Raw genomic sequence first — 26,338 nt, 5'->3', positions numbered from 1 at the left:
CCCAAAACCTACCGTTCACCGACATTTTTGCTTCCCCAAACGGCTTTTGTCGACCAAATGTTAACGTTGCCATTGTGCAAACACAGAGCCACCGGGCGGCTCAAACGTTTACGCGTAAGGAATCGACGGTTCGCAGGCACAGGAACCACCGGTTCGCTTCTTTTTTTGTGTCACAAAATGGCAACGTCAACATTTTGGCAACCGAAAGTCAAAAGCTACCATCGTTGCTAACCCACCGACTCTTAGGAGCATTGCATGGAGCAACTCATCGCCATCATCGAAAAGGGCCAGCCCTTTTTCAACGCGATCGCCCGCAACAAGTACCTCAAGGCGATCCGCGACGGCTTTATCTCCGTCATCCCCATCATCATCTTCTCGTCCATCTTTTGCCTGGTAGCCTCGGTCCCCAACATCTGGGGTTTCTACTGGCCCGATGACATCAACAACGCCCTGTGGAAGTGCTACAACTACTCCATGGGCATCCTGGCCATCGCCTGCGCCGCCACCACGGCCAAGCACTTCGCCGACGCTCAGAACCGCGATCTGCCCAAGAACAACCAGATCAACTTCATCTCGTGCATGTGCGCGGCCATCATCGGCTTCTTGCTCCTTTCGAGCGACACGATCGCCACGGACGCCGCCAGCGGTTTCAACACCACCTACCTTGGTTCCAAGGGCCTGCTGACCGCTTTCATCGCTGCGTTTGTGACTGGCATCATCTACAAGTTCTTCATTAAGCGCAACATCACCGTCAAGATGCCCGAGCAGGTTCCGCCCAACATTTCGCAGACCTTTAAGGACATCATCCCCTTCTCCGTTTGCATCACCGTCTTTTGGGTCTTTGACATCGCCTTCCGCGCTGCTTTTGGCTTCTGCTTTGCCCAGGGCGTCATCCAGGTGTTCCAGCCCCTGTTCACCGCTGCCGATGGCTACATCGGCCTCGCTGTGATCTACGGCGCCATGAGCCTGTTCTGGTTCGTGGGCGTCCACGGCCCCTCGATCGTCGAGCCCGCCATCGCCGCCGCCCTCGTTGCCAACATGACCGACAACCTGGCTGCGTTCCAGGCTGGCCAGCACGCTTCCGCTGTCCTGACCCAGGGTGCCCAGTACTTCGTCGTCTGCATGGGCGGCACCGGCGCCACGCTCGTCCTGGTCTTTATGTTCTGCTTCCTGGCCAAGTCTCAGGAGATGCGCGCCGTCGGTAAGGCCGCCATCGTCCCCGTCTGCTTTGCCGTCAACGAGCCGCTGCTGTTCGCCGCGCCCATCGTGCTCAACCCCGTCTTCTTTGTCCCGTTTGTCTTTGCCCCGATCGCCAACATCTGGATCCTCAAGATCTTTATCGACTTCTTGGGCATGAACGGCTTTATGTACACCCTGCCCTGGACCGTCCCCGGCCCCATCGGCACTATCATGGGCCTGGGCTTCCAGCCGCTCGCCTTTGTGATGCTCGCCCTTATCCTGGTCGTCGACTTCGCTCTGTACTATCCGTTCTTCCGCGCCTATGACGCCCAGAAGTGCGCCGAGGAGGCCGAGATCTCCCAGGAGGAGCTCGCCGCCAAGAACGCCGAGAAGGCCGCCAAGCTCAACGACGCTTTCCAGGGCAAGGCCGATGCCAAGAGCGTTGCCGCCGGCGCCGCTGCCGAGGCTGTAAAGACCGATGCTCCCGCCGCTGTCGCCGTTGAGGCAACGACCGCCAGCGACCTCAACGGCAAGCGCGTACTCGTGCTCTGCCAGGGTGGCGGAACCTCGGGCCTGCTCGCCAACGCGCTGGCCAAGGCCGCCAAGGAGCGCGGCATTGATCTTGAGACCGCTGCCGAGGCCTATGGCAACCACGTGGACATGCTCCCCGACTTCGATCTGGTCGTCCTGGCCCCGCAGGCCGCAAGCTACCTGGCCGACCTGCAGAAGGACTGCGAGCGCGTGGGCAACAAGTGCGTCGCCTGCCGTGGCAAGCAGTATATCGAGCTCTCCCAGAACGGCGATAAGTCTCTCGCCTTCGTCTCCGAGCAGCTTTCGAAGTAAGTAACGCTCAGGGCCAGCCGACCATCCACAGCCGGCTGGCCCTTCGATTTAGACGATTGGATCATCATGTCCGTTAACCCTGCTAGCGTCACCAACCCGCCCGCGCAGTTTCCCGAGGACTTTGTCTTTGGCGGCGCCACCGCTGCCTACCAGGTAGAGGGCGAGACCCGCACCCACGGTAAGGGCAAGGTTGCCTGGGACGACTTCCTGGAGGCCCAGGGGCGCTTCTCCCCCGATCCCGCTTCGGACTTCTACAACCAGTACCCCGTCGACTTGGAGCTGTGCGAGGAGTTCGGTATCAACGGCATCCGCCTCTCCATCGCCTGGAGCCGCATCTTCCCCAACGGTACCGGCGAAATCAACCCCGAGGGTGTCCAGTTCTACCACGACCTCTTCGCCGAGTGCCACAAGCACCACGTTGAGCCGTTTGTCACGCTGCATCACTTCGATACGCCGCTTCCCCTCTTTGAGAAGGGCGACTTCCTCAACCGCGAGACCATCGACGCCTTTGTGGACTTTGCCACCTTCTGCTTTAAGGAGTACGCCGACCAGGTAACCTACTGGTTCACCTTTAACGAGATCTGGGCCGACGCCTCCAACACCTACATTGAGGGCACCTTCCCCGGTGGCGTCAAGGCGCATCTGGCCGAGGCCTTCCAGTGCGAGCACAACATGATGCTCGCCCACGCCAAGGCCGTGCTGGCCTTCCACAACGGCGGCTTTAAGGGCAAGATCGGCGTCATTCAGTCGCTGGAGTTTAAGTATCCGCTCAACGAGAACGACCCCGCCGACATCAAAGCCGCCAACAACGAGCACGTGCTGCAGAACCAGTTTCTGCTCGACGCCACCTTCCGCGGCGACTATGCCCCCGACACCCTCGAGTGCGCCAACCGCCTGGCTGCCGTCTCAGGCGGCACCATCGAGATCCTGGACGAGGACCTCGAGATTATGCGCGAGGCCGCGCTCTACAACGACTACCTGGGCGTTAACAACTACCAGTGCCGCTTCTTGAAGGCTTACGATGGCGAGAACGACCTGCACCACAACGGTACGGGCGAGAAGGGCACCGGCCGCTGGCGCGTTAAGGGTATTGGCGAGCATGTGAACAAGCCTGGTATCCCCACCACCGACTGGGACTGGATCATCTATCCCGAGGGCCTGTTCGATCTGCTCGTCTACATTAAGCAGCGCTACCCCAACTACAAGCAGATCTTCATCACCGAGAACGGCATGGGCTACAAGGACCCCTACAAGGACGGTTTTGTGGACGACCAGCCGCGCATCGACTACATCGAGCAGCACCTGCGCTGGTTGCTCAAGGCCATGGAGGTTGGCGTCAACGTAGGCGGCTACTTCCTGTGGAGCCTGCAGGATCAGTTCTCCTGGACCAATGGCTACAACAAGCGTTACGGCTTCTTCTACGTTGACTTTGAAACCCAGAAGCGCACGCCCAAGGCAAGCGCCTACTGGTATAAGCACGTGGCGCAGACCCGTCGTCTGGACTAGCGGCTTGCGGCGAGCGGTTGGCGGAGTTGCACCGCCCACATAACCTGTCCCCATTTCTCAGCCGGGGGCGGCACGTCACACGGCGCGCCGCCCCCGGCCTTTTTGGGCGGTTCGGGGTCCGTTTGTCTCAATCTGTAACAACTAGCCGAGTTTTTGGGTCCTAGCTGTTACAGATTGAGACGAACAGGATTGCTCTTTCCGAAGATTCTAAATCTGTAACACGTAGCCCGCTTTTGACCGTCTACCTGTTACAAATCGAGACAGACGGAGTAGGACCTAACCCCGTATGTCCCTAACAGTCGAGCGTTCGACCAGCGTGCTCGGCACATGAATCGCCTCGATAGACGAGCTCTCTCCAATCGCCGCCTCAAACGCAAGCTTACCGACACCGCGCAAATCAAATCGCAGCGTCGTCAGCCGATTGTGAGGAACAAGTCCCTCGAGTGCGTCGTCGATACCAACCACGCTCACGTCGTCGGGCACGGACAGGCCCGCGTTCTCGAGCGCGGCGATAACGCCCAGCGCCATCTGGTCATTTGCCGCAAGCACGGCAGTCGGCGTCTGCGACCCGCCGGCAAGCACCTCGGCCGCAATCCGCTCGCCCATGGCGTACCCACTGTCCGCACTCCAATCGCCACGCAGCATCGGAGCGGCATCGACATGAGCACGACCCAGCGTATCGCGCCAACCGGCCTCACGAAAACGCGAGGAAATCGAGTTTTCCGGACCCGCCACAAACCGCATATTCGAGTGACCATGTTCCAGCAGATAATTGGTCAACAGCTCGCACGAACCATACTGGTCGGAGTCGATCGTCGTGCAGCGCGGATGCGCATACATGGACAGGATGACCGTTCGCACTCCCGGCTGGGGAACAAACTCCTCAAAATCGGGAGCCATGCGGTTCATGTTGAGAATCATGCCGTCGACGGGTCGCTCGACCATGCGGCGCGAGGCATCGGCAAGTGCATAGGGCTTGTCGCCGCCCATCTCGATCATAGTGACGGCAAAATCATGCTCGCGCGCCGCTTGCATGATACCCTCGAGCGTCGCCAGGTTACCGACACGTGTGATGTTGTACATGCACAGGCCAATAGAACGATACGACCCGCCGCGCAACGCCGCTCCAGCAAAATTGGGACGAAAGCCCAGCTCTTCCATGGCGGCCAGCACACGCTTGCGCGTCTTTTCCGTCACGTTGGGCATACCGTTGACCACGCGAGACACAGTCTGGCGGCTCACGCCAGCGAGCGCCGCAACCTCTGCCGCGCTCGCCGAACGACCATTCCTTGTCTGCTGATCCATGCCTTCCACGCTAACCTGCTTCCCAACTATTCCCCGCGCCCATGGCGCATCGTACATACATTGATAACGTGCTCATGATACCCGAGCCATATACCACAACATGAAAACTTCTGTCAATCAAAACCGCTTACCGAACAAATACAACCGTTCGCAGCTGTTTGAAGTTGTTTTGTTTCTATACATCCCAGCCGGATGTTAACGTGCTCATTGTCAAATGTTCACGTGCTCATTTTGGTTCTAATCATTTTAAGATAGTGTTTATCGGGCTTTTTCACCGCTGAACGCTAACCAGGGAGCCTCCTGAGCGCAAACGCACAATATCGAACAGCGAGACGAGAGGATGTATGCATATGTCTTTGCTAAACCGCGTACAGCAGCTGCCGAAGGGCTTTGTTTGGGGCGCCGCAACCGCCGCGTACCAAACGGAAGGTTCCACGAAGGTGGCAGGCAAGGGTAAGACCATGTGGGACGATTACCTTGTCGCCCAGGGTCGCTTTTTGCCCGACCCGGCCAGTGATTTCTACAACCGCTACGAGGAGGATATCCGCCTTTCTGCCGAGCATGGACTCAACGCCATTCGTGTGTCCATCGCCTGGACCCGCATCTTCCCCAACGGCGACGATGCCGAACCCCTCGCCGAGGGCGTTAAGCACTACCACGAGCTGTTCGCCTGCTGCAAAAAGTATGGCGTCGAGCCCTATGTGTCCCTGCATCACTTTGACTCCCCCGCCGCCCTGTTCAACCAGGGCGACTGGCTCAACCGCAAGACCGTCGACGCCTATGTGCGCTATGCCGAGTTCTGCTTCCGCGAGTTCCGCGAGGTCAAGAATTGGTTCACCATCAACGAGCTCATCAGCCTCTCGCACTCCCAATACATCCAAGGCAACTTCCCGCCCAACCATCACTTTGATGTGACGAGCGGCATCCAGAGCCAGCACAACGAGCTCGTTGCCCACGCCCGCGCCGTCAACCTGTATAAGGATCTTGACGAGACCGAGCACCTGGGCGGACGCATTGGCATGGTCAACGTCCTGACGCCGGCATATCCTGCCACCGACTCGCCCGCCGACCAGCACGCCGCCGACCTGTACAACGCCTTCTACACCGACTTCATCATGGACGGCGCCTTCCTGGGTCACTACTCCGCGCGCACCCTCTCACTCATCAACGAGATTCTGCGTGCCAACAACGCCACACTTACGGTTGAGGACAGCGACATGGAGGAGCTCGCCAAGGCGGCGCCCCGCAACGATATGTTCGGCCTCAACTACTATCAGTCGGCGTTTATCGCCGCCTACGATGGCGAGTCCACCAACAGCTTTAACGGCACCGGAGACAAGGGCACCTCGTGCTTTAAGTTTAAGGGCGTCGGGCAGCAGGTCGATATGCCGGGTATCCCCACCACCGACTGGGATTGGCTCATCTACCCGCAAGGCCTCTACGACACGCTCAAGCACATCAGCGCCACCTATCCCAACCTCCCCGTCATCTATATCACCGAAAACGGCCTGGGCCACAAGGACCCCGAGCCCGACGCAAACGGCATCGTCGCCGATCCCGAGCGCATCGACTTTGTCGACCAGCACATGGAGAAGGTGCTCCAGGCGCGCGCCGAGGGCGTCGACGTCCAGGGCTACTTTATCTGGAGCCTGCAGGACCAGTTCTCGTGGGCCAATGGCTATAACAAGCGCTACGGCCTGTTCTACATCGACTTCGACACGCAAAAACGCTACATCAAGCAGTCGGCACTCTGGTACAAGGAGCTCGCCGACACTATGGCGGACGCGCAGTAGCGCATCGCCTCGCTTTCCCCCGAGAAGGGAGCGGCCCTATGCGATACAAACCCAGCCGCTCCCCTCTCTCCCCCTGGGACCGACCCCGCCTGCACCCGGGCTTTTAGCAAGCGGGAGACCATATAGGTTTTCAACGTCCATGCCATTAAGATTTCATGCAAAGAGGAGCGTGAACTATGGAATCGATCGTTAAGTTCTTGGAGAAAGGTCAGCCGTACTTCGACAAGGTCTCTAAGAACATCTACCTTCAGGCCATTAAAGACGGCTTTTTGGCAGCAATGCCCATCATCCTGTCTTCTTCTGTCTTCCTGCTTATTTCGACCCTGCCGGGCGTTGTCGCCACGGTCGGCGGCTTTACGCTGCCCGACTGGTGGAACGTCGACGTCGTGAACTTCTGCAACAAGGTTTACAACTTCACGATGGGCGTCGTGGGCATCATGGTCGCCGGCACCACCGCAAGCGCGCTGACCGGCTCCAAGAACCGCCGCATGCCTGCCGGCAAGGCCATCAACGCCACGAGCACCATGGTCGCCGCCATGTGCGCTATGCTCATCTTGGCCGTTACCCAGACGAGTGCCAAGATCGACGGCGCCGATGTCTCGGTGTTCTTTACCGACAACATGGGCACCAAGGGCCTGCTGAGCTCCTTTGTCGCCGCATTTGCCACGGTCAACATCTATGCCTTCTGCATTAAGCGAGACATCACCATCAAGCTGCCCAAAGAAGTCCCCGGCGCCATCGCCCAGAACTTCCGCGACATCTTCGCCTTCAGCTTCTCCATCCTGTTTGTCGCCGTCATCGACGTTATCTGCCGCACCTGCTTGGCCGTCCCGTTTGCCAACGTCATCTCCACGCTGGTGAGCCCGCTGTTCGCCGCTGCCGATTCCTACGCCGGCCTCGCCCTCATCTGGTTCATGATCCCGCTGTTCTGGTTCATGGGCATCCACGGCCCCTCGGTCGTTAAGCCTGCCCTCAACGCCGCGCTGTTTGGCAACATCACCACCAACCTCGCCACGCTGCAGGCCGGCGGTCACCCCGCCCTCGCCCTGACCGAAAACTTCGGTAACTACATCGGCGAACTCGGCGGCACCGGCGCCACGTTCATTGTCCCGATCATCTTCCTGCTCTTTATGCGCTCCAAGCAGCTCAAGGCCGTCGGCAAAGCCTCTGTCGTGCCCGTGATGTTCGCCGTCAACGAGCCGCTGCTGTTCGCCGCGCCCATCATCCTCAACCCGTACTTCCTGATCCCGTTCCTGTTTGCCCCCGTGGCCAACGTCCTCATTGGTAAGTTCTTCATCGACTTTTTGGGCATGAACGGCTTTATCTATGCCATGCCGTGGGCACTCCCCGGACCGATCGGCACCTTCATCGACACCAACTTCCAGCCGATCTCTCTGGTCCTGGTTGTCGTCCTGCTGGTCGTTGACTTCTTGATCTACTACCCGTTCTGCAAGGCCTACGACAACGTCCTGTGCAAGCAGGAGGCCGAGACCCTGGCCGAAGAAGAGGCCGAGGAGACCAAGGCCGTCAAGACCGCTGCCGCCCCCGCCGTTGAGGCTCCTGTTGTCGAGACCGCTTCTGCCACTGAGGCCTCCGCAGCTCCGTCCGCCCTTAAGGGCAAGGATCTGAGGGTTCTGGTTCTGTGCGCTGGCGCCGGCACCTCTGCACTGCTCGCCAACGCGCTTAAGGAAGGCGCCGACGAGCTGGGCATCGACATTACCGCCAACGCCGGTGCCTACGGCAGCCACTACGCCATCATGGACCAGTACAACGTCATCGTCCTGGCTCCGCAGGTTCGCACCTATTACAACGAGATGAAGGCCGACACCGACCGCCTGGGCATCACGCTGCTGTCGCCCAAGGGCAAACAGTACATCGACCTCACTAAGGATCCCAAGGGTGCCGTCGCCTGGATCGAGGAAAACCTCGAGGCATAAGACGCTGACACCACCTGCCGCTTGCAGACAATAAATGGCCCGTGCATCGATGTGTGATGCGCGGGCCATTTTGTTTAGACCGCACCCGTCCTCCTGTTCATCTCAATCTGTAACATCTAGCCGAGTTTTTCGGTCCTAGCTGTTACAGATCGAGATGAACGCACAGGCCAAGCCGAAAATCTCAATCTGTAACATGTAGACCACTTTTGACCGTCTAGTTGTTACAGATCGAGACAAACGGAATAAGCCGGGCCAAAAATCTCGATCCGTAACATCTAGCCGAGTTTTTGGGTCCTAGCTGTTACAGATTGAGACAAACGGAATAGGCCGAGCACGTCTACGCCCGCAAGTCCTTTACGCTGGAACGCTCGACCAACACGCCCGAGACGAGCGTACGGCTTCTGGAGCTCGGAGCTTCCAGACCCGCGACGACCTCGTTGAGCGCACGGACGCCCAGCTCGCGGTGGCGAAACTTCACTGACGTCAGAATCGAGTTGGGAATCGTCTTGTAGAGTTCGTCGTCAAAGCCGATCACGGACACGTCGTCGGGCACCCTGAGTCCTCTGTCACGCAGAGCCATCATCACGCCGTTTGCCATGCAGTCGTTAGCAGCGAGGACCGCCGTGCAATCGGGTTTATCGGCAAGCGCAAGGCCCGCGGCATAGCCACTATCCGCATTCCAATCGCCTTGCAGAGGCTCGGGCGGCTCAATGCCACGCGCCTCGAGTGCCGCACGCCAACCTTTCATACGGCACTGGCTCGACAGCGACTCTTTCTTACCAGAGACGAAATACACGTTCTTGTGCCCGCGATTTAAGAAGTGCTCGCACGCCATGCGCGCACCACCCTCTTGATCGTCACTAACGGTAGAGCAGTTAGGATGTTCCATCGGCGTGATAATCACCGTCTTGAGGTCTTTCGGCGCCTCAAAGGTATCAAAGTCATCGACCATCTGACGCAGGTTGAAGATCATGCCGTCGACGGGAAGCTGCGACATCCTACGCGCCGCTTCGGCAAGGGTCATCTTCTCCCCCGCCCGCTTTTTGATCATCGTGAGCGCAAAGCCTCGCTCTTCGGCGGCATCGGCGATACCGTCAATCATGTCCACGGCACCGCCCGACAAGTGAAACAGCACGACGCCGATGCACCCGTAACGGCCTAACTTGAGCGAACGCGCGGCAAAGTTGGTTCGAAACCCGAGCGCCTCCATGGCCGAATGAACCTTATCGCGTGTCGACTCTCGCACGCTATCGGGCTCGTTGATCACACGCGAAACCGTCTTGAGAGAAACACCCGCGGCAATCGCCACATCGTTCATCGAGACATTTTTCTTGTCCATCGTTGCCACTGCTTCTCCACTCGGTTCTCAATCACTTGTTTTTTGCGTTCTAGCATACACTACCTGCCCGACTAACAAATCAACCGTTTACCGGACAATATCGACCACTCACCCGTAAATCCTTGTTGCTCTTCCAAAAATGTCTTACGTTGTCATTAACGAAATGACAACGTTGTCATTTCGCAATGCCTTCCTTAAGCAGGAAGGTTTCCGGGCAGTCCTGACCATCCATCGACGACCAGTTCCATCCACATGCATCGCGCATCAAGTAGCAAAGGAGCTCTATGGACGCCATCGTAAAGATGCTCGAAAAGCATCAACCGTTCTTTGAGAAGATCTCGAGGAACATATACCTCCAGGCCATCAAGGACGGATTCCTTGGGTGCATGCCCATTGTCCTCACCTCTTCGATCTTTCTGCTCATTGCCACCCTTCCCGGCGTAGTCGGCATCACGCTGCCCCAGCCGCTCATCGACTGGTGCAACAAGCTCTACAACTTCACCATGGGCGTCATGGGCATCATGGTTGCCGGTACCACTGCCAAGAACTTCACGGCATCCATGAACCGTCGTATGCCCGCCGGCAAAGTGCTCAACGACGGTTCCACCATGGTGGCCGCCCAGTGCAGCATGCTGCTGCTCGCAGTCACGCAGTTCACCACCAAGTTCAACGGCTCCGAACTTTCGGTCTTCGATTGCACCAGCATGGGCACGCGCGGCCTGTTCTCGGCCTATATCGCCGCATTCATTACCGTGTGGGTCTACAAATTCTGCGTCTCGCGCGATCTGACCATTAAGCTGCCCAAGGAGGTCCCGGGCGCCATCGCTCAGAACTTCCGCGACATCATCCCCTTCGGCGGCGCCGTCATCATCTGCGGCATCATCGATGTCGTCGTGCGCAACCTCATGGGCGTTCCGTTCTCCGAGCTGCTTATCAAACTGCTCTCTCCGCTCTTTACCGCTGCAGAAACCTATCCTGGCCTTATCCTTATCCAGGCAGCCACCGCGTTCTTCTGGTTCATCGGCGTCCACGGCCCCTCGATCGTCCAGCCGGGCATCGACCCCATCCGTCTTGCCAACCAGGCCGAGAACCTGCAGGTTCTGCTGGCCGGTGGTCACCCCGCCCATTCCCTCACCTTCAACATGTCGCTCGTGGGTGAGTTCGGCGGCACCGGCGCCACGTTCATCGTGCCGCTTCTGCTGATTCTCTTCATGAAATCCATGCAGCTCAAAGCCGTCGGTAAGGCCTCGATTGTTCCTGTGGCCTTCGCCGTCAACGAACCGCTGCTCTTTGGCGCGCCGATGATCCTTAACCCCTACATGCTCGTCCCCTTTGTTGCCGCCGGCTGCGTCAACGTGAGTGTTGCCAAGTTCTTTATCGATAACGTGGGCATGAACGGCTTCTCCTTCGTGGTGCCCTGGGCCACCCCCGCCCCCATCGGCATTTTCATCACCACGAACTTCCAGCTTATTGCCCTGGTATTTGTCGCGATCATCATCTTGCTGGACGCCATCATCTACCTGCCGTTCTTGAAGGCATACGATAAGCTGCTCTGCGACCAGGAGGCCGAGCGCGCCGCCGAGCTGGGTCTCGAGTCCGATGGTGCTGCCACCATCGCTGCCAGCACCCCCGCGCCCGCTGTCGAGCAGACTGCCGCTTCCGTCGACAGCGAGCCTGTCGCCGATCAGCCCGAGCCCGCCTTCGACGCATCCGCTAAGAAGGATGTCGACGGTCTGAAGGTCCTCGTCCTGTGCGCTGGCGCCGGCACCTCCGCCATGCTTGCCAACGCCATCAAGGAAGGTGCCGCGCAGACCGGAGAGAACATTGCTTCCTCCGCAGGTGCCTATGGTCAGCACACTGCCATCATGGATCAGTACGACGTTATCGTGCTTGCCCCGCAGGTCCGTAGCTACTACAACGACATGAAGGCCGACACCGATCGCCTGGGCATTAAGCTGCTCGCTCCCCGCGGTAAGGAATATATCGACCTTACTCGCGACCCCGCTGGCGCCATCAAGTGGCTCCGCGAGAACCTCGACTAGTTCCTCCCTCTGTTGGTGCCCGGATTCCCGGTTCGGGCACCTCTCCCTATTCGTATCCCACAGAAAGGATGACTCATGACCAACCCCATGCAGTTCCCCGACGGCTTTGTGTTTGGCGGCGCCACCGCTGCTTACCAGGTTGAGGGCGAGACCCGTACACACGGCAAGGGCAAAGTGCCCTGGGACGATTTCCTGGCTGCTCAGGGCCGTTTCTCCCCCGACCCCGCAAGCGATTTCTACAACAAGTACCCGGTCGATATCGACCTGTGCCAGCGCTTCGGCATCAACGGCATTCGTGTCTCCATCGCTTGGAGCCGTATCTTCCCCAGCGGCACTGGTGAGATTAACCCCGAGGGTGTTGCCTTCTATCACGAGCTCTTTGCCACCTGCAATAAAGCCGGCGTTATCCCCTATGTCACGCTCGATCACTTTGATACGCCCGAGGCCTTTTACCAGAACGGCGGCGAGGGCTTCCTGACGCGCACGACGATCGACGCCTTTGTCGAGTACGCCAAGTTCTGCTTTGCCGAGTTCACCGAGGTCAAGCACTGGTTTACCTTTAACGAGATTCCCGCGACCGCCGAGGGCAGCTTTATCGTCGGCAACTGGCCGCACGGCGAGAAGTATCGCCTGGATAAGGCCTTCCAGCTCATGCACAACATGATGGTGGCCCATGCCAAGGCCGTCGTCGCCTTCCACGAGGGCGGCTTTGAGGGCGAGATCGGCATTGTCCAGAACCTGGAGCCCAAGTATCCCCTCGACCCCAACAACGCCACCGACTGCGAGGCAGCTCGCATGGCCGACGTCATCAACAACCGCTGGGTACTCGACGCCACCTTCCGCGGCCACTATGCAGCCGACACCATGGAGGCTGCGACCAAGCTGGCCCATATCGCCGGCGGCGAGCTCGACGTCCGCGACGAGGACATCGCCGCGCTGACCGCCGCGCTCCCCTACAACGATTGCCTGGGCGTCAACACCTACAAGTGCCAGTTCCTGCGTGCCGCCGAGGGCGAAAACGACATCAACCACAATGGCACCGGCGACAAGGGCTCCTCGCGCTGGTTCCTCAAGGGCGTGGGCGAGTCATGCGTGCGCGAAGGCGTACCCACCACCGATTGGGACTGGATCATCTATCCCGAGGGCCTCTACGACCTGCTGCTGCGCATTAAGAACGATTACCCCAACTACAAGAAGATCTACATCACCGAGAACGGCATGGGCTATAAGGACGACTTCGAGGATGGCTTTATCGACGACGCCCCTCGCATCGACTACATGCGTCAACATCTCGCATGGATCCTCAAGGCAATCGACGGCGGCGTAAACGTCGACGGCTACTTTGTGTGGTCGCTGCAGGACCAGTTCTCCTGGACCAACGGCTATAACAAACGTTACGGCCTGTTCTACATCGACTTTGAGACCCAGAAGCGCTATCCCAAGGCGAGCGCGTACTGGTACAAGAACGTCGCGGAGACCGGCCTGCTCATGGCCTAGTTTCCGCCGCATACCCCTGTCGGCCGCATGCGAATCCCTCCACGGGTTCGCATGCGGCCTTTTTGTTTTCGCGCGGGTCGGCAGCCGTTTGTCTAAATCTGTAACATCAAGTCGAGTTTTTTGCCTCTACCTGTTACAAATCAAGACAAACGGGAATCACTCTGCCGAAACGTCTCAATCTGTAACAGATATCTGCTCAAATCGAGTCTAGGTGTTACAGATTGAGTTTTTGATTTGGGAGGTTGAGGATGGGGGATCGCGTGCCGAAAGCATGGTCCCCGGATAAAAAAGCTCGCCGGCCAGGCCGAAGACATGGCCCACATCAAGGCAGACCTTTGCCCCTGCTCGCCCGAGCAAAAAGTCATGCCCCTCGATGCGCTCTGCCAGTCCGGCACCGAGACCCCGCAATGGCGGTGGGATGTGCTGGTCGGAGAGGGCGACCCGCTCTACTGCAAGTCCCGAGAGATCTAAGTATCCGCTGCAAGGTATAAGAACGAATTGGAGCCCTGGTACATACCGGGGCTCCTCGTGGTAGTGGCTGTCTAATGAATCTGGTGGCTAGGCCTCTTCGCCGCCACTGGATTCAGTTACCGTTTCCTCCTCACTATGTTGCGTCTCTCTCGTAGCCTCATCAACTTCTGTTGACGAATGTGCCTCTTCGTATACTTCGATGTTCGCCTTGAGCATGGTTGCACTCTGTTCAGCAAGAGCGATCTTCCTCTGGTGCTTGTCGTAGGCATACAGTCCGATTCCACCTGCGACTAGCGTGGCTACAGAACCGATTACTCCACCCTGGATTCTTCCAACGGAAATCCCGCCCGCTCTGATATTGCTGATCAGCGCCTGAGGCCCACCGAGCTCTTTCGCCAGATGCGACAATTGCGCATAGTCCCAAGTCGTCATTGCCTTTTCCTCACTTTCTTTCACTTCAGCACCGCTTCCACTGGGGTGCTCACTTTCGACAGTGCTATCATGCCATCGGTAAATAAGACGGTATATGTCCTATAATTGTCTTATCTGTTGTTAATGAGGAATGATTAAGACAATGTACGTCCGCAAAGATCGCCCTAAGGACATTTTTCCAAAGAGACTCAGCGGTTTGATGGAAAGCTATGAAATAGAAAAGGGGCGCAGAGGCATTAGCAATATCGGCCTTGCGCGTCTGCTCTATCAAAAGCGTAACGGTGCCGATGATGCCTCGCTAGCCGATGACCGCTATGCAGTGGAAAGGGAGAACGGCCGCAAGGCGATTGCGAGAAAGATCAGCCGATTTCGAAAAGGAGATCAGTTTCCTCAATGGGATGACCTCGTAGATCTGGCTGACATATTCGGAAAGCCAGTAGGTTTTCTCATCGGGGAGACCGATTGTGATACGTACGAGCTCCAAGATATTGCTGACTTCCTTGGTCTCAGCGGCGAGGCTGTTCTGTCCATCGAGCGTATGACGAGAAAAGTTAGTGCGGAGTGGCTTCCGGAACAGTCTGGCGGCAACGGCGGAGACCATGAGGAATGGGAAAAATACCTCGTGAATGATATGGTCGCGAAGGCGAATGCCGAGCCAGAAGCTTGCAGGGCAGTGCTCAATCGAATGCTGACCGCAGCAGCGTTTAAAGACCTTGTGCTCTGCCTGTCTGAGGTCGGCGATGCCCAATACAATCTGCTTATGGAACGCATTGCAAGTGCGGAAATAGAACTGAGAGACGCAGACGTACTCAGTGACAACCACCCAGACTCCATCATGGGGCAAATGGCGGCAAAATCCCGATTCAGGGATGCTGCAACACGCCTGCAGGAAGCGGAAAATGCGGTGAGATCCAGCAGGTATGCAGCTTATGAATGCCATGTCCGCATCGTTGATGAAATGTTCTCGGATATTACCCAGACTGACGCAAATACCGTAGCCAAAGAGCATGTCAAGCAGAGACAGTCAGGTAACCAGGCGTAGCCGTCGTATCGATACGGAAGTGGGTATAAACCGTCCTGCTGCTTGCATACGTGGTTCCGTTGCCGCCCGTCAGCTTGTAGCAGTTATAGAAGCACTGCGAGTCCGAAACCCCGCTCGAAGGCAGCGCCCAGGTGGCGTCGGCGTAGATCGTCACCAGCGACGAGCACCCCGAGAAGCAGTAGGTCAGGTCGGTGAGCGCAGACGGGTCGAAGCCTCGGAAGTCCAGCTCGGCGGGCGACGAGCGCGAAGCGAACGCGAACCGCACGACTTGACACCTGCGAGGTTGCCCAAACCGGAGACCACCTCCAGCGCCGTGCATGAGTAGAAGAGGTGGGTCAGGTTCATGGTTGCGAACGTCGCCATGTCTGCCGCGAAGGCGATGCGCTCATCGGCCGCCTGGCCTTCACCTGCTGGATTTCGTCGCGCAGGGCGTCCGCCACCTCGGCGCTCTTGGCAGCCTCGGCCACTTGCCCCTCAAGCTCCTTGATGCGAGCCTCCTGCTTGGCGAGAAGCGCCTGGTAGCCCCTCTCCGAGTCCACTGCCTGCGGCTCTTCCGCCTGCGCGACCCCTTCTTGGCCGCCCGCCTGCGCTGCGACCTCTTCCTCGTCGTCGATGCTATGGTCGTCTCCGTCCATGTCGGCCTGCCTTTCGATTGACATAGGCCAGCACAAACGAACCGTCCCTTAACCATGCAAATAGGCTAAAGGTCGGTCACAAAGTGAGGTCATCCAGTCCGTTCGGCAGTTTGTGACCATTAGCAAGAATTAGAGGCAACGCAACGAGCGAACGCTCGATAATGGTCTAGAATATTGGACTTGACATTTGGGAGGCAAGATGGAGACTGTGAACCTTATCCTTGGAATTATCGCGTCTATCGCATCCATCGCCGCCGCCGTCATCTCGCTCCAAAACAAGCAAGAGATCAAGTCAATCAAAAAGAGTCTAAGCGACAACTCGCAGACCGCTACAGGTAAAGTTGCCACAAACGTCGTAGGCAGCAACAACTCGGCGAACATCCATGCTTCGCGATAAGCCAACGCAGACAAGCCAGAGCGCAATTGGAAAGGTCGCCACGAACATAACCGGCGACTCCAATAGCTATGACTCACATGACATAAACATCTACCAGCCCGTCTCGTCTGGCCCGCACCGGCCGCTTACAAAGACGCTCATGTATAAACTCCTGCAAATCATGATTTCGTCGACTGAGCCAACGGGCGAAGATTTCCCCCTTACGCCTCCGCCTCCTATAGAGAAGAAGCTGATTTACAACCACGCACCGCGTTACCTAAACATCATCAACGAGTATTCTGAGAACTACGCTCGTCTCGACAGCGTGATCAAGGAATTCCCCGACAGCGAAGCCATCATCCAAAGGCTGAACAAGATGTTTGTCAATGTGGCAGACGTTCGCGATGACGGCAAGCTGTGCGTAGGAAACGGCGATGCACAGCTCAAGCTCATCGAGAACGAGATCTATAACATGATTGTGAATGACGCAAGCTTTCAGGCTGACGAGGTCCCCGAAGAAATCATCAACCAGTTCTGCGTTGCGTTGATTGCCGTTGCCGTGGCAAAATGCAGAGGCCTTCTGAGGCCAGGTGATGACGATGCTGCTGCTTGATCGCAATAATGAGCCGACGAGCACGGTCTATTACATCGCTGCCGCCTTGGATGGCTACATCGACCAGAACCCAGGCTTGGACGCCGGTCAACTCTATGAGGTAACGGCGAACACTCTGGTCAAGAAAGAAGTGAGCTACGACTTCTTTGTCATGGCTTTGGACTTTCTCTTCCTCCTCGGACGCGTGTCAATAGACGAGAAGGGAGGGCTACATGTTCATCAAGTCGCTTAGAATTCGCAAGACAACAACTGACGAAATAGTTCGCGAGGTCTTATTCCACAAGGGTGCCAACCTCATCGTCGATACCGAGGACTCCGAATCGCACAATCGCGTTGGAAAAACAACCTTCCTCAAGCTCATTGATATCGCAATGGGCGCCAAGGACAGGAAGCTCATTTACACAGACGCCGACACGGGCACGGTGACCGAGGAGCTACGCGATTTCATCGTCACAAACAAGATCGCCGTCGACATGACACTGACATCGGATTTTCCCGATGGCGATGACGTGATTCTCACAATCGACCTCTTCCCGAATGGAAGGTACTACATAGACGGCGAAAAGATGGGGCAGAAAGCTTACCAGCAACGACTCAATGTCTTGCTTTTCGGGAACGAAGCGAATGTGCCCACGTTTCGCCAATTGATCAATTCATTTGTCCGCGTGTCCGTAGGCGGGGATGATAATTCCTTCCTCAAAACCGTTCCCAGCGGCAGCACATCCATCTACCGGAGTGTCTACAACGCTCTGTTCGGCATCTCAGATCCGGCGCTCGACAAAAAGCGTGACGACCTCAACAAGGACTTGAACAAGACGCGTGAGTCCATCAAACGCTATAAGAAAGTCCAGAACGTCGATACGGTCAGCGAGCAGCAGCAGATACTTGCAGGGCTCGAAGCCGAGCATGAAGAAGTCCAGTGCAAGCTCAACAGCATCATCGACGCCGATGTCTACAGGGCCAACCGCGATGAAATCGCGGCTACACGCACCCGATACGCATCTCTGACACTGCAACTCTCAGACATAGACTACAGGCTGCAACGAAATGAAGAGGCCCTGCAGACTGCTATGCAAGAGCGCGGTAGACAAGCCGACGTTAATTTGAGCAGACGGTTTTTCGAGGAAGTCTGTTCGATGATCCCGATGGTGAATGCAACTTTCGAAGAGATGGTCGCATTCAACAACCAGCTCTGCGACAACAAGATTGCCTATTTCGCGAGTGTGGCAGAAAAACTGAAGGCCGAGCGTGCATCTGTGCAACGTGAAATCAGCCAACTGTCATCGCAGAACAGCCAATTCATGTCATTGGTGGAGCAAGACCTCATCGATGAGTACGAGTCGCTTCAGGCACGCCTAGTTGAGCTTTCGAGCAGTATCGGCAAATGCCGAGAAGTAATAGATACGCTCAACAGCTTTGAGGTAGAACAGACCAGCATTGAGGGAAAAATCGCATCGCTTGGCTCGTCTGATGATGGCGACGAGCCGCAATCCAACGATTTTGCTGCAATGATGCTTGCGTTTAACGCATTCTTCACTCCGCTTGCCAGGGAGTTCAACAACGAATCGCCGCTGCTCGTTTACTATGAAGAGTCGAACAAGTTCCCCGTTGCAATACGTGATACCGCTGGCTCCAGCACGGGCACACGCAAGTCACTCATCGCCGCATTTGATTTAGCGTATCAGCAGTTTGCAGAATCAAAGGGCATCAAGACTCCGCGCTTCATAGTGCATGACGTCCTTGAAAACATCGAGGGTAAGGTGTTGCGTGACATAATCGCACGCGCCAGCACAATCAACTGCCAGTACATAGTCGCAGTCCTTAAGGAGAAGCTCGATTCGTCGCTGATACCAGCCGAGGAGCAGGGTAAACTGCAAATCCTGCAGCTTTCGATTGACGATATGCTTTTCACGCGTGGCAAAGGTGTTGCGTCGTAGGAGTGACCTGTACTCTCCTACTCCCGTATCCCCACCGAGAACTCCCCGCCGAAGTTGTTCACCTCGAACCGCTCGTCAGCCACAAGTCCCTCCTTGCTCACACGGCACGCGAACGGAAACAACTCGGCCACGTCCTGCAGTTCCAGGAACGTCCGGTAACTCGACCGGTTTACCAGCATGTCGGCAAAGACCAAAAACCGCGTAAGCTCGTCATTCAGTTCGATGGGCTCTGCAATCACGTAGTGCCCCCGCCTCACGCGCCGGACAACGCCGAACTGATTGAGCGATGCCACAATCTTTTCGGAGCCCTTCAGGATGGTCATGCGCTTGCGCGCCGCCTCAACGCTCTTATTGTCGCGGCCTAGTCAAGTACCCGTTGCCTCTCCTCGACCATCTCGCAGAAGCCTCCCACATCCATGAGCCATCCTTGCTGTGAAGGCGTGTAGGTGGGGAAAAGCTGGGAGGGGATGACGAGCTGGAGCTTGCTGTCACGCATGGCGTTCGTGTAGTCCACGCTCACGGCGGGCTCCAGCGTGATAAGGTGCTTACGCTCGATGCGGTTCGCCTCCTCGAGCACCTGCCTCCAGCGCTCCTTGATGGTCGTCTTCGCACCGAGCATCGTAAGGCTCGAGGAGGGGAACCCCTCATCCCGGTAGCACTCGATTGACGGAAAAATGAAGTCCGGCTTCGACTTTCCCTCGGTGTAGGGCTGTGCGGAGTATCGGATTCCCCTACCCTTGAACAGGAACTCAAGCTGGTGCTCGAACGCTGTGCCCGCGCGGGACTTCCTGCGCTGGAAGGTCGACATGGTGGTCTTCAGAATGCCGTCGACGTCGAGCTGGCCGTTCAAATAGGGCGCAAGGTCTCTCTCAAGCAGATGGCGCTCAAACACCTTGAACAGCAATTCCTCGCGCTCGTAGCACGCGAGCAGGCTTCGATCGGGGTCATCCGCCCAGTCGAGACCTTCAAGGGTTGAGATGGAGTACTCCGTAAAGTCGATGCCCTTCGGAAACGTATGTCCAAACCTCTTGACCATATCGTCCAAGTAGATATCCGCGCTCAAGGGAGCGCGCGTCTCGATACCAATCATGCCGAGGATGCGCGAGGCCACCGCACCGATACGGTTGCGCTCGCCCTTTGATACGGCATAGCCCGAGCGGTCGGGCTCCTCGAAGCCGAACAGCCACCTCAGCTGCGACTCGATGGTCGAGCCTTTTTTAGCGAAGATGATGAGCAGCCCGAGGTCATCGGAGTTGGCGACCACCATGAGGTCGCCAGCGGATGCCTGCCTGATGGCGGGGTTGTCCTTGTAGTAGAGACGGTACTCGGTTCTCGTGGGATGTTTGCGGCGCGCATCGTACCAAGTCACGGTCCCGTCGCACATCTCCGGCTCCGCCTCGTCGCACATGTAGGCGAACGTGGTGCGGATGTCGCGGATGTCGTCGTCACCGAACAGCGACCTCAGCGGCAGCGTGCCGTTGAACTCGTGCTGATTACTCCTACCTGCGTCGATATCGACGTCCGCGAGGGTCTTCGAGACCGCGCCGTCGAAGTAGCTGCTAAGCGCCCCGTAATCCATCCTGACACGCTCCCATCATGAGCTTGGCCACCGACCGTATTACAGGGACCGTCACCGAATTGCCGAACTGGCGGTAGGCCTGTGTGTCGGAGACCGGGATTATGAACCGGTCGGGAAATCCCTGCAAGCGCGCGCACTCTCTAGGGGTCAGCTTACGGGGGTTCTCGCCCTCGCCGCGCGAGACCAAGATCTCACTACCGTCCTTATGATAGCGTGCGGAGAGCGTCCTCGTGGTGTCCGATGGAGTGATAAGACCGTAGCCGAACCCGTTGCCGGCGGCCTCGTGCTTGGCCTTGTATGCTTTCAAATATGACCACAGCTTGTCGGAGAGCACGTACCTCGCGTCCGCATCCTCCTCCAGAATCTCCGCGGCTTTCTGACCACTGTTCGGGCAGTCGAGGTCGTCCCAAGAGAACTCCACATCGTCGCGAAAGCCAACAATGTAGATGCGCTCGCGGTGCTGGCATGTCCAACCCTTGGAGTCCAGAACCTTGTAGTGAACGTGGTAACCGAGCTCGTCCTGGAGGACCTGCATGATGACGTCGAACGTTCTGCCCCTGTCGTGACTGATCAGATTCTTCACGTTCTCGAGCAGGAACGCCTTCGGGCGCTTCTCGTTCAGGATGCGTGCAACCTCGAAGAAGAGCGTGCCCTGCGTCTTGTCTTCGAAGCCCGTAGCGCGACCAAGGGAGCGCTTCTTGGACACACCCGCAAGCGAGAACGGCTGGCATGGAAAGCCAGCGAGCAGCACGTCGAAGTCGGGGATGTCTGAAGCGGCGACCTCACGGATGTCCCCCGCCGGGGTTTCGCCGTAGTTCATGCGGTAGGTCTTCTGCGCAAACTTATCCCACTCGCAGGAGAAGACGCACCTGCCGCCCAGCTCCTGGAACGGCATGCGGATCCCGCCGATGCCCGCGAACAGGTCGATGAAGGTGAAGGCAGGCTTCCCCTCCCCTGCGGGTGCAAAGGGGGCGCGATGGCCGAGGGTGGAGATGTACTTCGACTCGGCTGCGGTGGGCCTTGTTTCGCCTGCCTCCCAGCGGCGCACCGTTCGCTCGCCGTTGGGGCCCATGCCTAGGGCAGCGGCGAATTCCTTCTGAGTCAAGCCGAGCTCCTGTCTCTTGGCCTTTACCTCATCTGCTGATAATTGCATGACGCACCTTCTGGATAGATAACAGGACAATATGTCCTCATTTTGCCACAGGGATGAAGAGATAAACTCGTCAGAATAGCAACCTTGCCCCAAACCATGGGTTTCTCACGTCTCCCACATCCGACAATCCATGTACCACTCAAACCGCGAAGACCCATCTAACCACCGCTGCGTTCTATACGATAGTCGTTCGCCAGGACATTTTTCTGCCGCCGCAGTCATTAGTCCAAGTGAAAAGCGGCAAGCCGAGAACCTCACGCCTCTCCATCATCAATCATTCCATTTCACAAATGACGCAGCGGCGCAATTAGCAACGCGGAGCATGGAACCATGCTATACCCGTCCAAACGATATTGTCCGCGCCCAACAGCTATCAATCAATTTACCTTGGCCTGCTGGCGCAGAGAGTGCAGCCAAGCCTCATGATCATCGTAACAATAAAGAACATGGGATCGCGAGGATTTGCCGAGGCGAATGTACTCCGGCCCCTTACTAGGACAGCGCCAATTTGCAAGGGTCTTCGCGCTTACGCCAATCAACTTTGCTGCCTCTTCACTCGAAAACGCAAGCGGGCGTACGGATTCAACAGCGCATGTCACGCCGTTTGCTCCACCCATAAAGACCCTCAGACTCTCCGATCACACCCACCCGTTACAGATTGAGACAATTTGACGGTACCGAATTCTTGTCAAGGCGTGGTACAATTGTGTCCCAACGCAAAGGAGGTACCTATGCCCACCTGTGTGCCCGTCCGAGACATGAAGGACACCGCTGCATTTACCGCGCTTGTTGAGTCCGAGCGCGACGTCACCGTAACTAAGAACGGCTATGAGGCCATGCACTGCATCAGCAGCGACCAGTATCGTCTCATGCAAGACGAAATCGCCAAAGCCAAGCTGCTGTCTCGTATGATGTTGGCAGAAGACGAGATATCGCAAGGCGACTACAGCGACTACGACTCCTTCGCGACCGCGATACGAGACAAATATGGCCTATAACGTCGTAATACTCGAAAGCGCACAATATGAATACGAGGCTATTGTCAGATACCTTGCTCAAATCCTTATGAACCCACGTGCAGCAGGCAATTTTGTTGCTGAGTTTGAATATCAGCTTGATCTGCTTCGCGAGCAGCCGCTCCTACGGCCCCTCTCCCACATACGAGAGCTGGCGGCACGCAATTATCGATCGTTTACCGTCAACAAATACGTGTGTCTTTACAAGTTTGAGCGCGATACGATCTATATCGCCCATGTCTTTCATCAGTCACAGGACTACGGCCGCCTGGTCTAGCCCACAAACTGAATACTTGGTCCGATCTCCCGCAGCGATAGCTAGCAAATGATCTGCGTGTGCTCCTCGATGGCGGCGCGGTCCTCGGCGGCGATACCCGGTTCGCACACCACGGCGTCCAAGCTGTCCAGGCGGCAGAAGGTGTAGAAGTCGCGCTTGCCGATTTTACTGGAATCGGCAATCAGGTAGCGCGAGTCTGCCTTGCTAAAGGCGAGCTGCTGGATACGGCCCTCGTCCATGTTGGACGTAGATACGTCACCGTCCAAGATACCGTTGGCACCGATAAACGCCGCATCGATGCCCAATGCCCGCAGGGTATCCTCGGCCGTTGGCCCCACAAAAGCGGCGGTGCGGCGACGGTACATACCGCCCACGAGGCACAAATCACAGTCTTCGCGCGCCTCGAGCAGGCTAAACACCGAAAGCGAATTAGTCACGATGCGCAGGCGAAACGCCGGCAGCATCGAGGCCATCTGCTCCACCGTAGTGCCCGTACCCAAAAAGATGGTCGAGCCTTCCTCGATAAGCTCCACGGCACGGCGCGCAATCTGCAGCTTTTCCTCGGCATGCTTGGTGCGCTTTTCGCTGTGCGAATACTCATGGCGCAACATCGCGTGGGGACGGCCCTGTGCACTGCGTGCTCCGCCGTGCACGCGCTCGATCTCGCCTAGGCTCGCAAGCTCCTCAAGATCGCGGCGGATCGTCATATCCGAGACGCCCAGTGCATCCGAAATCTCCTTGACCGAGACCGTGCCCTGCTCTTCGAGCAGCTGACGAACCTTATCCTGTCGCTCTGCCTTAATCACGATGAATCCTCGCCGTTCTTTGCGCGCATATCATTCAAACAGTAACGAACAAATTGTATCAGACTCGTACCCGTCAAAAATGAACGCCCGCACAGTTCCAATCATCACTTTTTTGAGAAAAATACCCCTGCTTTAGTGGGGTGTAGTGATAATCTCGCCTGTTCGCGCTACAGTTTGTCCGAAATACCTCGATGTTAGGAACCAAATGATCACTTCCGAGCTTTTCGGCACCGCGCCGTGCGGCACTCCCGTTCATCGTTACACCCTCAACGGGCCCGAGATCTGCGTTCGCATTATGGACTATGGCGCCACCGTGCTTGGCATCGATGTGCCCGACATCCCTGGCAACGTGCGCGATGTGGTGCTGGGCTTCGATAAGCTCGAGGATTACTTTGACAACCCCGCCTGCTTTGGCGCGACCATCGGCCCTGTGGCCAACCGCACTGCGGGTGCCACGATCACCATTGACGGCACGGACTGGCATATGCCGGCCAACGAAGGCGCCAACAACCTGCACAGCGATCTTGAGCATGGTCTGCACAAGCGCGTATGGGATGTTGAACTCGACGAGGTCCACAACGCCGTGCGCATGACCACCTCGCTTAAGGATGGCGAGATTGGTCTCCCCGGCAACCGCACCTTTACGGCCGTGTTTACCGTGACGCGCACCGGCGTCTTTCGTGTCGAGTATGGCTGCGAGAGCGACCGCGCCACCTACGTGTCCATGACCAACCACACGTACTTTAACCTTGCCGGCCATAACGCCGGCATGGACTGCGAACACTTCTTTGTTGCCAACGCTGCCCACTACCTGCCCATTGATGACCAGAACATTCCAACCGGCGAGATCGCTCCGGTCGAAGGCACGCCGTTTGACTTTCGCGAGCTGCGTCCCGTCGCGCCTGGCATGGAGGCCGACGACCCGCAGATTAAGCAGGCCCGTGGCTACGACCACTGCCTGTGCATCGATGGCTATCAGTACGGTCGCAACCTGCGCCGCGCGATGCACGTCGAGGAGATGTGGGCCGGTCGCGAGCTGGACTACTACACCACCGCACCGGGCGTGCAGCTCTACACCGGCAACTGGCTGGGCGACGAGCACGCCAAGGACGATGCCAACTATGGCTGGGGCGCCGGCTTTGCCCTCGAGGCCGAGATGTACCCCGACACGCCGCACCAGCCGCTGTTCCCACAGGGCATTGTGGGCCCGGGTCACCCCTACAGCAATGTGATCGAATACCATTTTATGAGGCACTAAGCCCACAACGCGACATATCGCACAACAGCGCCCGCCGGCACACCGCCGACGGGCGTTTTTCTATCCAGTCGAACGCCCGCTCGTTCGCGGCGTGGGTCGGCCTGACGCCCTCCGAGCACTCCAGCGGGGAGAGCGACCGCAGGGGCGCGATCACCAAGGCCGGCAACAAGCACCTGAGGAAGGCTCTGGTCGAGGCCGCGTGGCACTACCTGACGTGCTCGGGGCGGCCGAAGGAGCCCGCCAGGGGCCAGGCCCCGGACCCGGGCGCCCGCAGGCATGCCGCCAAGGGCGTGCGGAGGCTGGTCGAGAGGCGCGAGGCCCTGCTCGCGCGCGGGGTCCACAACAACAAGGCGAACGTGGCCACGGCGCGCGAGCTCGCCTGCTGGGTGTGGGCGGTCGGCCTCATGGCCGAGGAGGCGTAGGGGGGCGTTCCCCCGCACATAAGCCAGTCACCCCGGAAGCGGTTGTATCCGAAGCCGTTGAGGCGAACCTCAGGTCCCTTTTCTGCGAGCGCCCAGGGCGCCACACGCGTGCACAGACTGTCGGTTCGACGTAGAAGCCTCAGCCGTAGCAACGGATTGCCCGGCGAGAGATCGCCGCGGGCGGATATTAAACTGCAAAGACGAGCGTCGGTAAGACACGCCGAGGTCGCCGCGGACGGGCTGATATAGGGAGGGGGCCTGACCCCACATCGTTGGGGCCAGGCCCGATTTTGCCTCTTGACAATGTCCTGCTCATATTAAAAGGAACGTCCCCAAGTGCCAAGGGTGTCCCCAACGACTAGTTGAATGGGGTCGGAATTGGAGCTGGGGAGGGAGCGGATTTCTAGCTCTATGCCGAGTTCTTGCAGCTCTTTGAAGGCGGCGACGTCTGTGTCGTCTACGGCAACTGTGGGCGTCGCGGGACGCTTGCCCTCCCCTGCTTGCATGTGACCGATACTGATCTTGGTAATGGGCACACCGCCCTTGACCAGCGCGAGCGCATCCGCGGGCGACGCCACCATGATGAGAATCCATTGGCGCGACGTTGCGGTATGAATGATGTCGATGGTCCTTTGCACCGAGAAAAACCGCGTCCACACGCCCTCGGGCGCCGCGACCCTCATAGGCGCCCACTTGCGCGAATCCGCCGCAATCTCGTCGTTGACGATTAGGACGAGGTTGGAACCCATAGCCTCGTTCCACAGCTCAACGTCTTGCCCGTAAATAAACCGGTCATCGATACGCGTGAGAAGGATCTTGGGTTGAGCCATGGCAGTCCCATTCTGTTTGAGACTCGTAAGAGCGAGACATCACGTCTCCA

The 26,338-nt window shown here is 57.7% G+C and carries 26 protein-coding genes; 16 read left to right on the top strand and 10 right to left on the bottom strand.

From position 1 onward, the window contains the following. Positions 1-255 precede the first annotated feature (255 nt). Positions 256-2,022 (top strand): PTS transporter subunit EIIC, encoded by a 1,767-nt coding sequence (locus I2G40_RS01495; protein WP_195543946.1) that lies wholly within the window; start codon positions 256-258, stop codon positions 2,020-2,022. 66 nt (positions 2,023-2,088) lie between these two features. Further along, entirely contained in the window at positions 2,089-3,528 is a 1,440-nt protein-coding gene (lacG, locus tag I2G40_RS01490; RefSeq protein ID WP_022094685.1) for a 6-phospho-beta-galactosidase, read from the top strand. A 276-nt stretch (positions 3,529-3,804) separates the two neighbouring features. Here the strand turns inward: lacG (I2G40_RS01490) and I2G40_RS01485 are convergent, their stop codons facing one another. Beyond that, positions 3,805-4,833, bottom strand: coding sequence for a LacI family DNA-binding transcriptional regulator (locus I2G40_RS01485; protein ID WP_055285449.1), 1,029 nt, complete (start codon positions 4,831-4,833; stop codon positions 3,805-3,807). A gap of 350 nt (positions 4,834-5,183) precedes the next feature. Between I2G40_RS01485 and lacG (I2G40_RS01480) the strand changes: the two genes are divergently transcribed. Together lacG (I2G40_RS01480) and I2G40_RS01475 are read left to right on the top strand one after the other, a co-directional pair. Beyond that, the gene (lacG, locus tag I2G40_RS01480) at positions 5,184-6,626 is read left to right on the top strand and encodes a 6-phospho-beta-galactosidase (protein ID WP_022094683.1); all 1,443 of its coding nucleotides are present in this window, start codon (positions 5,184-5,186) and stop codon (positions 6,624-6,626) included. 176 nt (positions 6,627-6,802) lie between these two features. Further along, on the top strand, positions 6,803-8,563 hold the full coding sequence (locus I2G40_RS01475; RefSeq protein ID WP_022094682.1) for a PTS lactose transporter subunit IIBC: 1,761 nt from the start codon (positions 6,803-6,805) through the stop codon (positions 8,561-8,563). Positions 8,564-8,900: 337 nt separating this feature from the next. Here I2G40_RS01475 and I2G40_RS01470 read toward each other — a convergent pair whose 3' ends face one another. Beyond that, the gene (locus tag I2G40_RS01470) at positions 8,901-9,902 is read right to left on the bottom strand and encodes a LacI family DNA-binding transcriptional regulator (RefSeq protein WP_195543945.1); all 1,002 of its coding nucleotides are present in this window, start codon (positions 9,900-9,902) and stop codon (positions 8,901-8,903) included. A 284-nt stretch (positions 9,903-10,186) separates the two neighbouring features. Between I2G40_RS01470 and I2G40_RS01465 the strand changes: the two genes are divergently transcribed. The 3 genes from I2G40_RS01465 (at position 10,187) to I2G40_RS01455 (ending at position 13,912) form a co-directional block, all read left to right on the top strand. Further along, positions 10,187-11,944, top strand: coding sequence for a PTS lactose transporter subunit IIBC (locus I2G40_RS01465; protein WP_195543944.1), 1,758 nt, complete (start codon positions 10,187-10,189; stop codon positions 11,942-11,944). Positions 11,945-12,019: 75 nt separating this feature from the next. Continuing rightward, positions 12,020-13,441, top strand: coding sequence for a 6-phospho-beta-galactosidase (lacG, locus tag I2G40_RS01460; RefSeq protein ID WP_216595099.1), 1,422 nt, complete (start codon positions 12,020-12,022; stop codon positions 13,439-13,441). Positions 13,442-13,753: 312 nt separating this feature from the next. After that, entirely contained in the window at positions 13,754-13,912 is a 159-nt protein-coding gene (locus tag I2G40_RS01455) for a hypothetical protein (RefSeq protein ID WP_171021499.1), read from the top strand. Between the two features lie 87 nt (positions 13,913-13,999). Here the strand turns inward: I2G40_RS01455 and I2G40_RS01450 are convergent, their stop codons facing one another. Continuing rightward, positions 14,000-14,344 (bottom strand): hypothetical protein, encoded by a 345-nt coding sequence (locus I2G40_RS01450; protein WP_161144528.1) that lies wholly within the window; start codon positions 14,342-14,344, stop codon positions 14,000-14,002. A 130-nt stretch (positions 14,345-14,474) separates the two neighbouring features. Here I2G40_RS01450 and I2G40_RS01445 point away from each other — a divergent pair, with 130 nt between their 5' ends. Beyond that, positions 14,475-15,386 carry a hypothetical protein gene (locus I2G40_RS01445; RefSeq protein ID WP_195625377.1) on the top strand — a complete coding sequence of 304 codons (912 nt, stop codon included), beginning with the start codon at positions 14,475-14,477 and terminating at the stop codon, positions 15,384-15,386. Here I2G40_RS01445 and I2G40_RS01440 read toward each other — a convergent pair. Together I2G40_RS01440 and I2G40_RS01435 are read right to left on the bottom strand one after the other, a co-directional pair. After that, positions 15,355-15,651, bottom strand: coding sequence for a hypothetical protein (locus tag I2G40_RS01440; RefSeq protein ID WP_117769888.1), 297 nt, complete (start codon positions 15,649-15,651; stop codon positions 15,355-15,357). The genes I2G40_RS01445 and I2G40_RS01440 overlap by 32 nt on opposite strands. 76 nt (positions 15,652-15,727) lie before the next feature. Next, complete coding sequence (locus I2G40_RS01435) at positions 15,728-16,021, bottom strand: hypothetical protein (RefSeq protein ID WP_161144529.1); 294 nt, start codon at positions 16,019-16,021, stop codon at positions 15,728-15,730. A gap of 199 nt (positions 16,022-16,220) precedes the next feature. On the opposite strand from I2G40_RS01435, the gene I2G40_RS01430 reads away from it, so the two are divergent. The 4 genes from I2G40_RS01430 to I2G40_RS01415 all read left to right on the top strand — a co-directional run bounded on the left by I2G40_RS01430 (position 16,221) and on the right by I2G40_RS01415 (position 18,947). Continuing rightward, the gene (locus I2G40_RS01430; RefSeq protein WP_117769890.1) at positions 16,221-16,418 is read left to right on the top strand and encodes a hypothetical protein; all 198 of its coding nucleotides are present in this window, start codon (positions 16,221-16,223) and stop codon (positions 16,416-16,418) included. Positions 16,419-16,557: 139 nt separating this feature from the next. Then, positions 16,558-17,010, top strand: a complete 453-nt coding sequence (locus I2G40_RS01425; protein ID WP_195543943.1) for a hypothetical protein — start codon at positions 16,558-16,560, stop codon at positions 17,008-17,010. Next, positions 16,997-17,242 (top strand): ABC-three component system middle component 6, encoded by a 246-nt coding sequence (locus tag I2G40_RS01420; RefSeq protein WP_117769892.1) that lies wholly within the window; start codon positions 16,997-16,999, stop codon positions 17,240-17,242. Before I2G40_RS01425 ends, I2G40_RS01420 begins: the two co-directional genes overlap by 14 nt. Further along, positions 17,223-18,947 (top strand): DUF2326 domain-containing protein, encoded by a 1,725-nt coding sequence (locus I2G40_RS01415; protein WP_117769893.1) that lies wholly within the window; start codon positions 17,223-17,225, stop codon positions 18,945-18,947. The genes I2G40_RS01420 and I2G40_RS01415 overlap by 20 nt, the downstream gene beginning before the upstream one ends. A gap of 17 nt (positions 18,948-18,964) precedes the next feature. On the opposite strand, the gene I2G40_RS01410 is transcribed toward I2G40_RS01415, so the two are convergent. Genes I2G40_RS01410 through dcm form a run of 3 tightly spaced genes read right to left on the bottom strand, consistent with a single transcriptional unit; the run spans position 18,965 to position 21,679 of the window. Then, positions 18,965-19,270 (bottom strand): hypothetical protein, encoded by a 306-nt coding sequence (locus I2G40_RS01410; RefSeq protein WP_138374619.1) that lies wholly within the window; start codon positions 19,268-19,270, stop codon positions 18,965-18,967. 38 nt (positions 19,271-19,308) lie between these two features. After that, positions 19,309-20,526, bottom strand: coding sequence for a type II restriction endonuclease (locus I2G40_RS01405; RefSeq protein ID WP_195543942.1), 1,218 nt, complete (start codon positions 20,524-20,526; stop codon positions 19,309-19,311). Next, the gene (gene dcm, locus I2G40_RS01400; protein ID WP_117769896.1) at positions 20,507-21,679 is read right to left on the bottom strand and encodes a DNA (cytosine-5-)-methyltransferase; all 1,173 of its coding nucleotides are present in this window, start codon (positions 21,677-21,679) and stop codon (positions 20,507-20,509) included. The genes I2G40_RS01405 and dcm overlap by 20 nt, the downstream gene beginning before the upstream one ends. 731 nt (positions 21,680-22,410) lie before the next feature. Between dcm and I2G40_RS01395 the strand changes: the two genes are divergently transcribed. Together I2G40_RS01395 and I2G40_RS01390 are read left to right on the top strand one after the other, a co-directional pair. Continuing rightward, positions 22,411-22,677 carry a type II toxin-antitoxin system Phd/YefM family antitoxin gene (locus tag I2G40_RS01395; RefSeq protein ID WP_138374620.1) on the top strand — a complete coding sequence of 89 codons (267 nt, stop codon included), beginning with the start codon at positions 22,411-22,413 and terminating at the stop codon, positions 22,675-22,677. Continuing rightward, complete coding sequence (locus I2G40_RS01390; RefSeq protein ID WP_138374621.1) at positions 22,667-22,972, top strand: type II toxin-antitoxin system RelE/ParE family toxin; 306 nt, start codon at positions 22,667-22,669, stop codon at positions 22,970-22,972. The genes I2G40_RS01395 and I2G40_RS01390 overlap by 11 nt, the downstream gene beginning before the upstream one ends. 41 nt (positions 22,973-23,013) lie before the next feature. Here I2G40_RS01390 and I2G40_RS01385 read toward each other — a convergent pair whose 3' ends face one another. Beyond that, the gene (locus I2G40_RS01385; RefSeq protein ID WP_238057382.1) at positions 23,014-23,778 is read right to left on the bottom strand and encodes a DeoR/GlpR family DNA-binding transcription regulator; all 765 of its coding nucleotides are present in this window, start codon (positions 23,776-23,778) and stop codon (positions 23,014-23,016) included. A 205-nt stretch (positions 23,779-23,983) separates the two neighbouring features. On the opposite strand from I2G40_RS01385, the gene I2G40_RS01380 reads away from it, so the two are divergent. Both I2G40_RS01380 and I2G40_RS01375 read left to right on the top strand, forming a co-directional pair. Next, positions 23,984-25,036, top strand: a complete 1,053-nt coding sequence (locus I2G40_RS01380; protein WP_195543941.1) for an aldose epimerase family protein — start codon at positions 23,984-23,986, stop codon at positions 25,034-25,036. After that, on the top strand, positions 25,015-25,458 hold the full coding sequence (locus I2G40_RS01375) for a transposase (protein ID WP_411266840.1): 444 nt from the start codon (positions 25,015-25,017) through the stop codon (positions 25,456-25,458). The genes I2G40_RS01380 and I2G40_RS01375 overlap by 22 nt, the downstream gene beginning before the upstream one ends. A 317-nt stretch (positions 25,459-25,775) precedes the next feature. Here I2G40_RS01375 and I2G40_RS01370 read toward each other — a convergent pair whose 3' ends face one another. Beyond that, positions 25,776-26,288: a PTS system mannose/fructose/N-acetylgalactosamine-transporter subunit IIB gene (locus I2G40_RS01370; RefSeq protein WP_195543940.1), complete on the bottom strand. Its 513-nt coding sequence runs from the start codon at positions 26,286-26,288 to the stop codon at positions 25,776-25,778. Positions 26,289-26,338 lie beyond the last annotated feature (50 nt).

The sequence above is a fragment of the Collinsella aerofaciens genome (genome assembly GCF_015558785.1).
GTDB classification, from domain to species: Bacteria; Actinomycetota; Coriobacteriia; order Coriobacteriales; family Coriobacteriaceae; genus Collinsella; species Collinsella aerofaciens_P.
This window is presented reverse-complemented; position numbering and strand designations above follow the sequence as displayed.

What these genes read in the sequence shown, in the direction of transcription:
- I2G40_RS01465 (WP_195543944.1), top strand. Translation starts at nt 10,187, where the DNA reads ATGGACGCCATCGTAAAGATGCTCGAAAAGCATCAACCGTTCTTTGAG.
- I2G40_RS01370 (WP_195543940.1), bottom strand. Translation starts at nt 26,288, where the DNA reads ATGGCTCAACCCAAGATCCTTCTCACGCGTATCGATGACCGGTTTATT.
- I2G40_RS01420 (WP_117769892.1), top strand. Translation starts at nt 16,997, where the DNA reads ATGCTGCTGCTTGATCGCAATAATGAGCCGACGAGCACGGTCTATTAC.
- I2G40_RS01435 (WP_161144529.1), bottom strand. Translation starts at nt 16,021, where the DNA reads ATGGACGGAGACGACCATAGCATCGACGACGAGGAAGAGGTCGCAGCG.
- I2G40_RS01410 (WP_138374619.1), bottom strand. Translation starts at nt 19,270, where the DNA reads ATGACCATCCTGAAGGGCTCCGAAAAGATTGTGGCATCGCTCAATCAG.
- I2G40_RS01380 (WP_195543941.1), top strand. Translation starts at nt 23,984, where the DNA reads ATGATCACTTCCGAGCTTTTCGGCACCGCGCCGTGCGGCACTCCCGTT.
- lacG (WP_022094683.1), top strand. Translation starts at nt 5,184, where the DNA reads ATGTCTTTGCTAAACCGCGTACAGCAGCTGCCGAAGGGCTTTGTTTGG.
- I2G40_RS01485 (WP_055285449.1), bottom strand. Translation starts at nt 4,833, where the DNA reads ATGGATCAGCAGACAAGGAATGGTCGTTCGGCGAGCGCGGCAGAGGTT.
- I2G40_RS01405 (WP_195543942.1), bottom strand. Translation starts at nt 20,526, where the DNA reads ATGGATTACGGGGCGCTTAGCAGCTACTTCGACGGCGCGGTCTCGAAG.
- I2G40_RS01455 (WP_171021499.1), top strand. Translation starts at nt 13,754, where the DNA reads ATGGCCCACATCAAGGCAGACCTTTGCCCCTGCTCGCCCGAGCAAAAA.
- I2G40_RS01425 (WP_195543943.1), top strand. Translation starts at nt 16,558, where the DNA reads ATGTATAAACTCCTGCAAATCATGATTTCGTCGACTGAGCCAACGGGC.
- I2G40_RS01390 (WP_138374621.1), top strand. Translation starts at nt 22,667, where the DNA reads ATGGCCTATAACGTCGTAATACTCGAAAGCGCACAATATGAATACGAG.
- I2G40_RS01395 (WP_138374620.1), top strand. Translation starts at nt 22,411, where the DNA reads ATGCCCACCTGTGTGCCCGTCCGAGACATGAAGGACACCGCTGCATTT.
- I2G40_RS01415 (WP_117769893.1), top strand. Translation starts at nt 17,223, where the DNA reads ATGTTCATCAAGTCGCTTAGAATTCGCAAGACAACAACTGACGAAATA.
- I2G40_RS01470 (WP_195543945.1), bottom strand. Translation starts at nt 9,902, where the DNA reads ATGGACAAGAAAAATGTCTCGATGAACGATGTGGCGATTGCCGCGGGT.
- lacG (WP_022094685.1), top strand. Translation starts at nt 2,089, where the DNA reads ATGTCCGTTAACCCTGCTAGCGTCACCAACCCGCCCGCGCAGTTTCCC.
- lacG (WP_216595099.1), top strand. Translation starts at nt 12,020, where the DNA reads ATGACCAACCCCATGCAGTTCCCCGACGGCTTTGTGTTTGGCGGCGCC.
- I2G40_RS01450 (WP_161144528.1), bottom strand. Translation starts at nt 14,344, where the DNA reads ATGACGACTTGGGACTATGCGCAATTGTCGCATCTGGCGAAAGAGCTC.
- I2G40_RS01475 (WP_022094682.1), top strand. Translation starts at nt 6,803, where the DNA reads ATGGAATCGATCGTTAAGTTCTTGGAGAAAGGTCAGCCGTACTTCGAC.
- I2G40_RS01430 (WP_117769890.1), top strand. Translation starts at nt 16,221, where the DNA reads ATGGAGACTGTGAACCTTATCCTTGGAATTATCGCGTCTATCGCATCC.
- I2G40_RS01495 (WP_195543946.1), top strand. Translation starts at nt 256, where the DNA reads ATGGAGCAACTCATCGCCATCATCGAAAAGGGCCAGCCCTTTTTCAAC.
- dcm (WP_117769896.1), bottom strand. Translation starts at nt 21,679, where the DNA reads ATGCAATTATCAGCAGATGAGGTAAAGGCCAAGAGACAGGAGCTCGGC.
- I2G40_RS01445 (WP_195625377.1), top strand. Translation starts at nt 14,475, where the DNA reads ATGATTAAGACAATGTACGTCCGCAAAGATCGCCCTAAGGACATTTTT.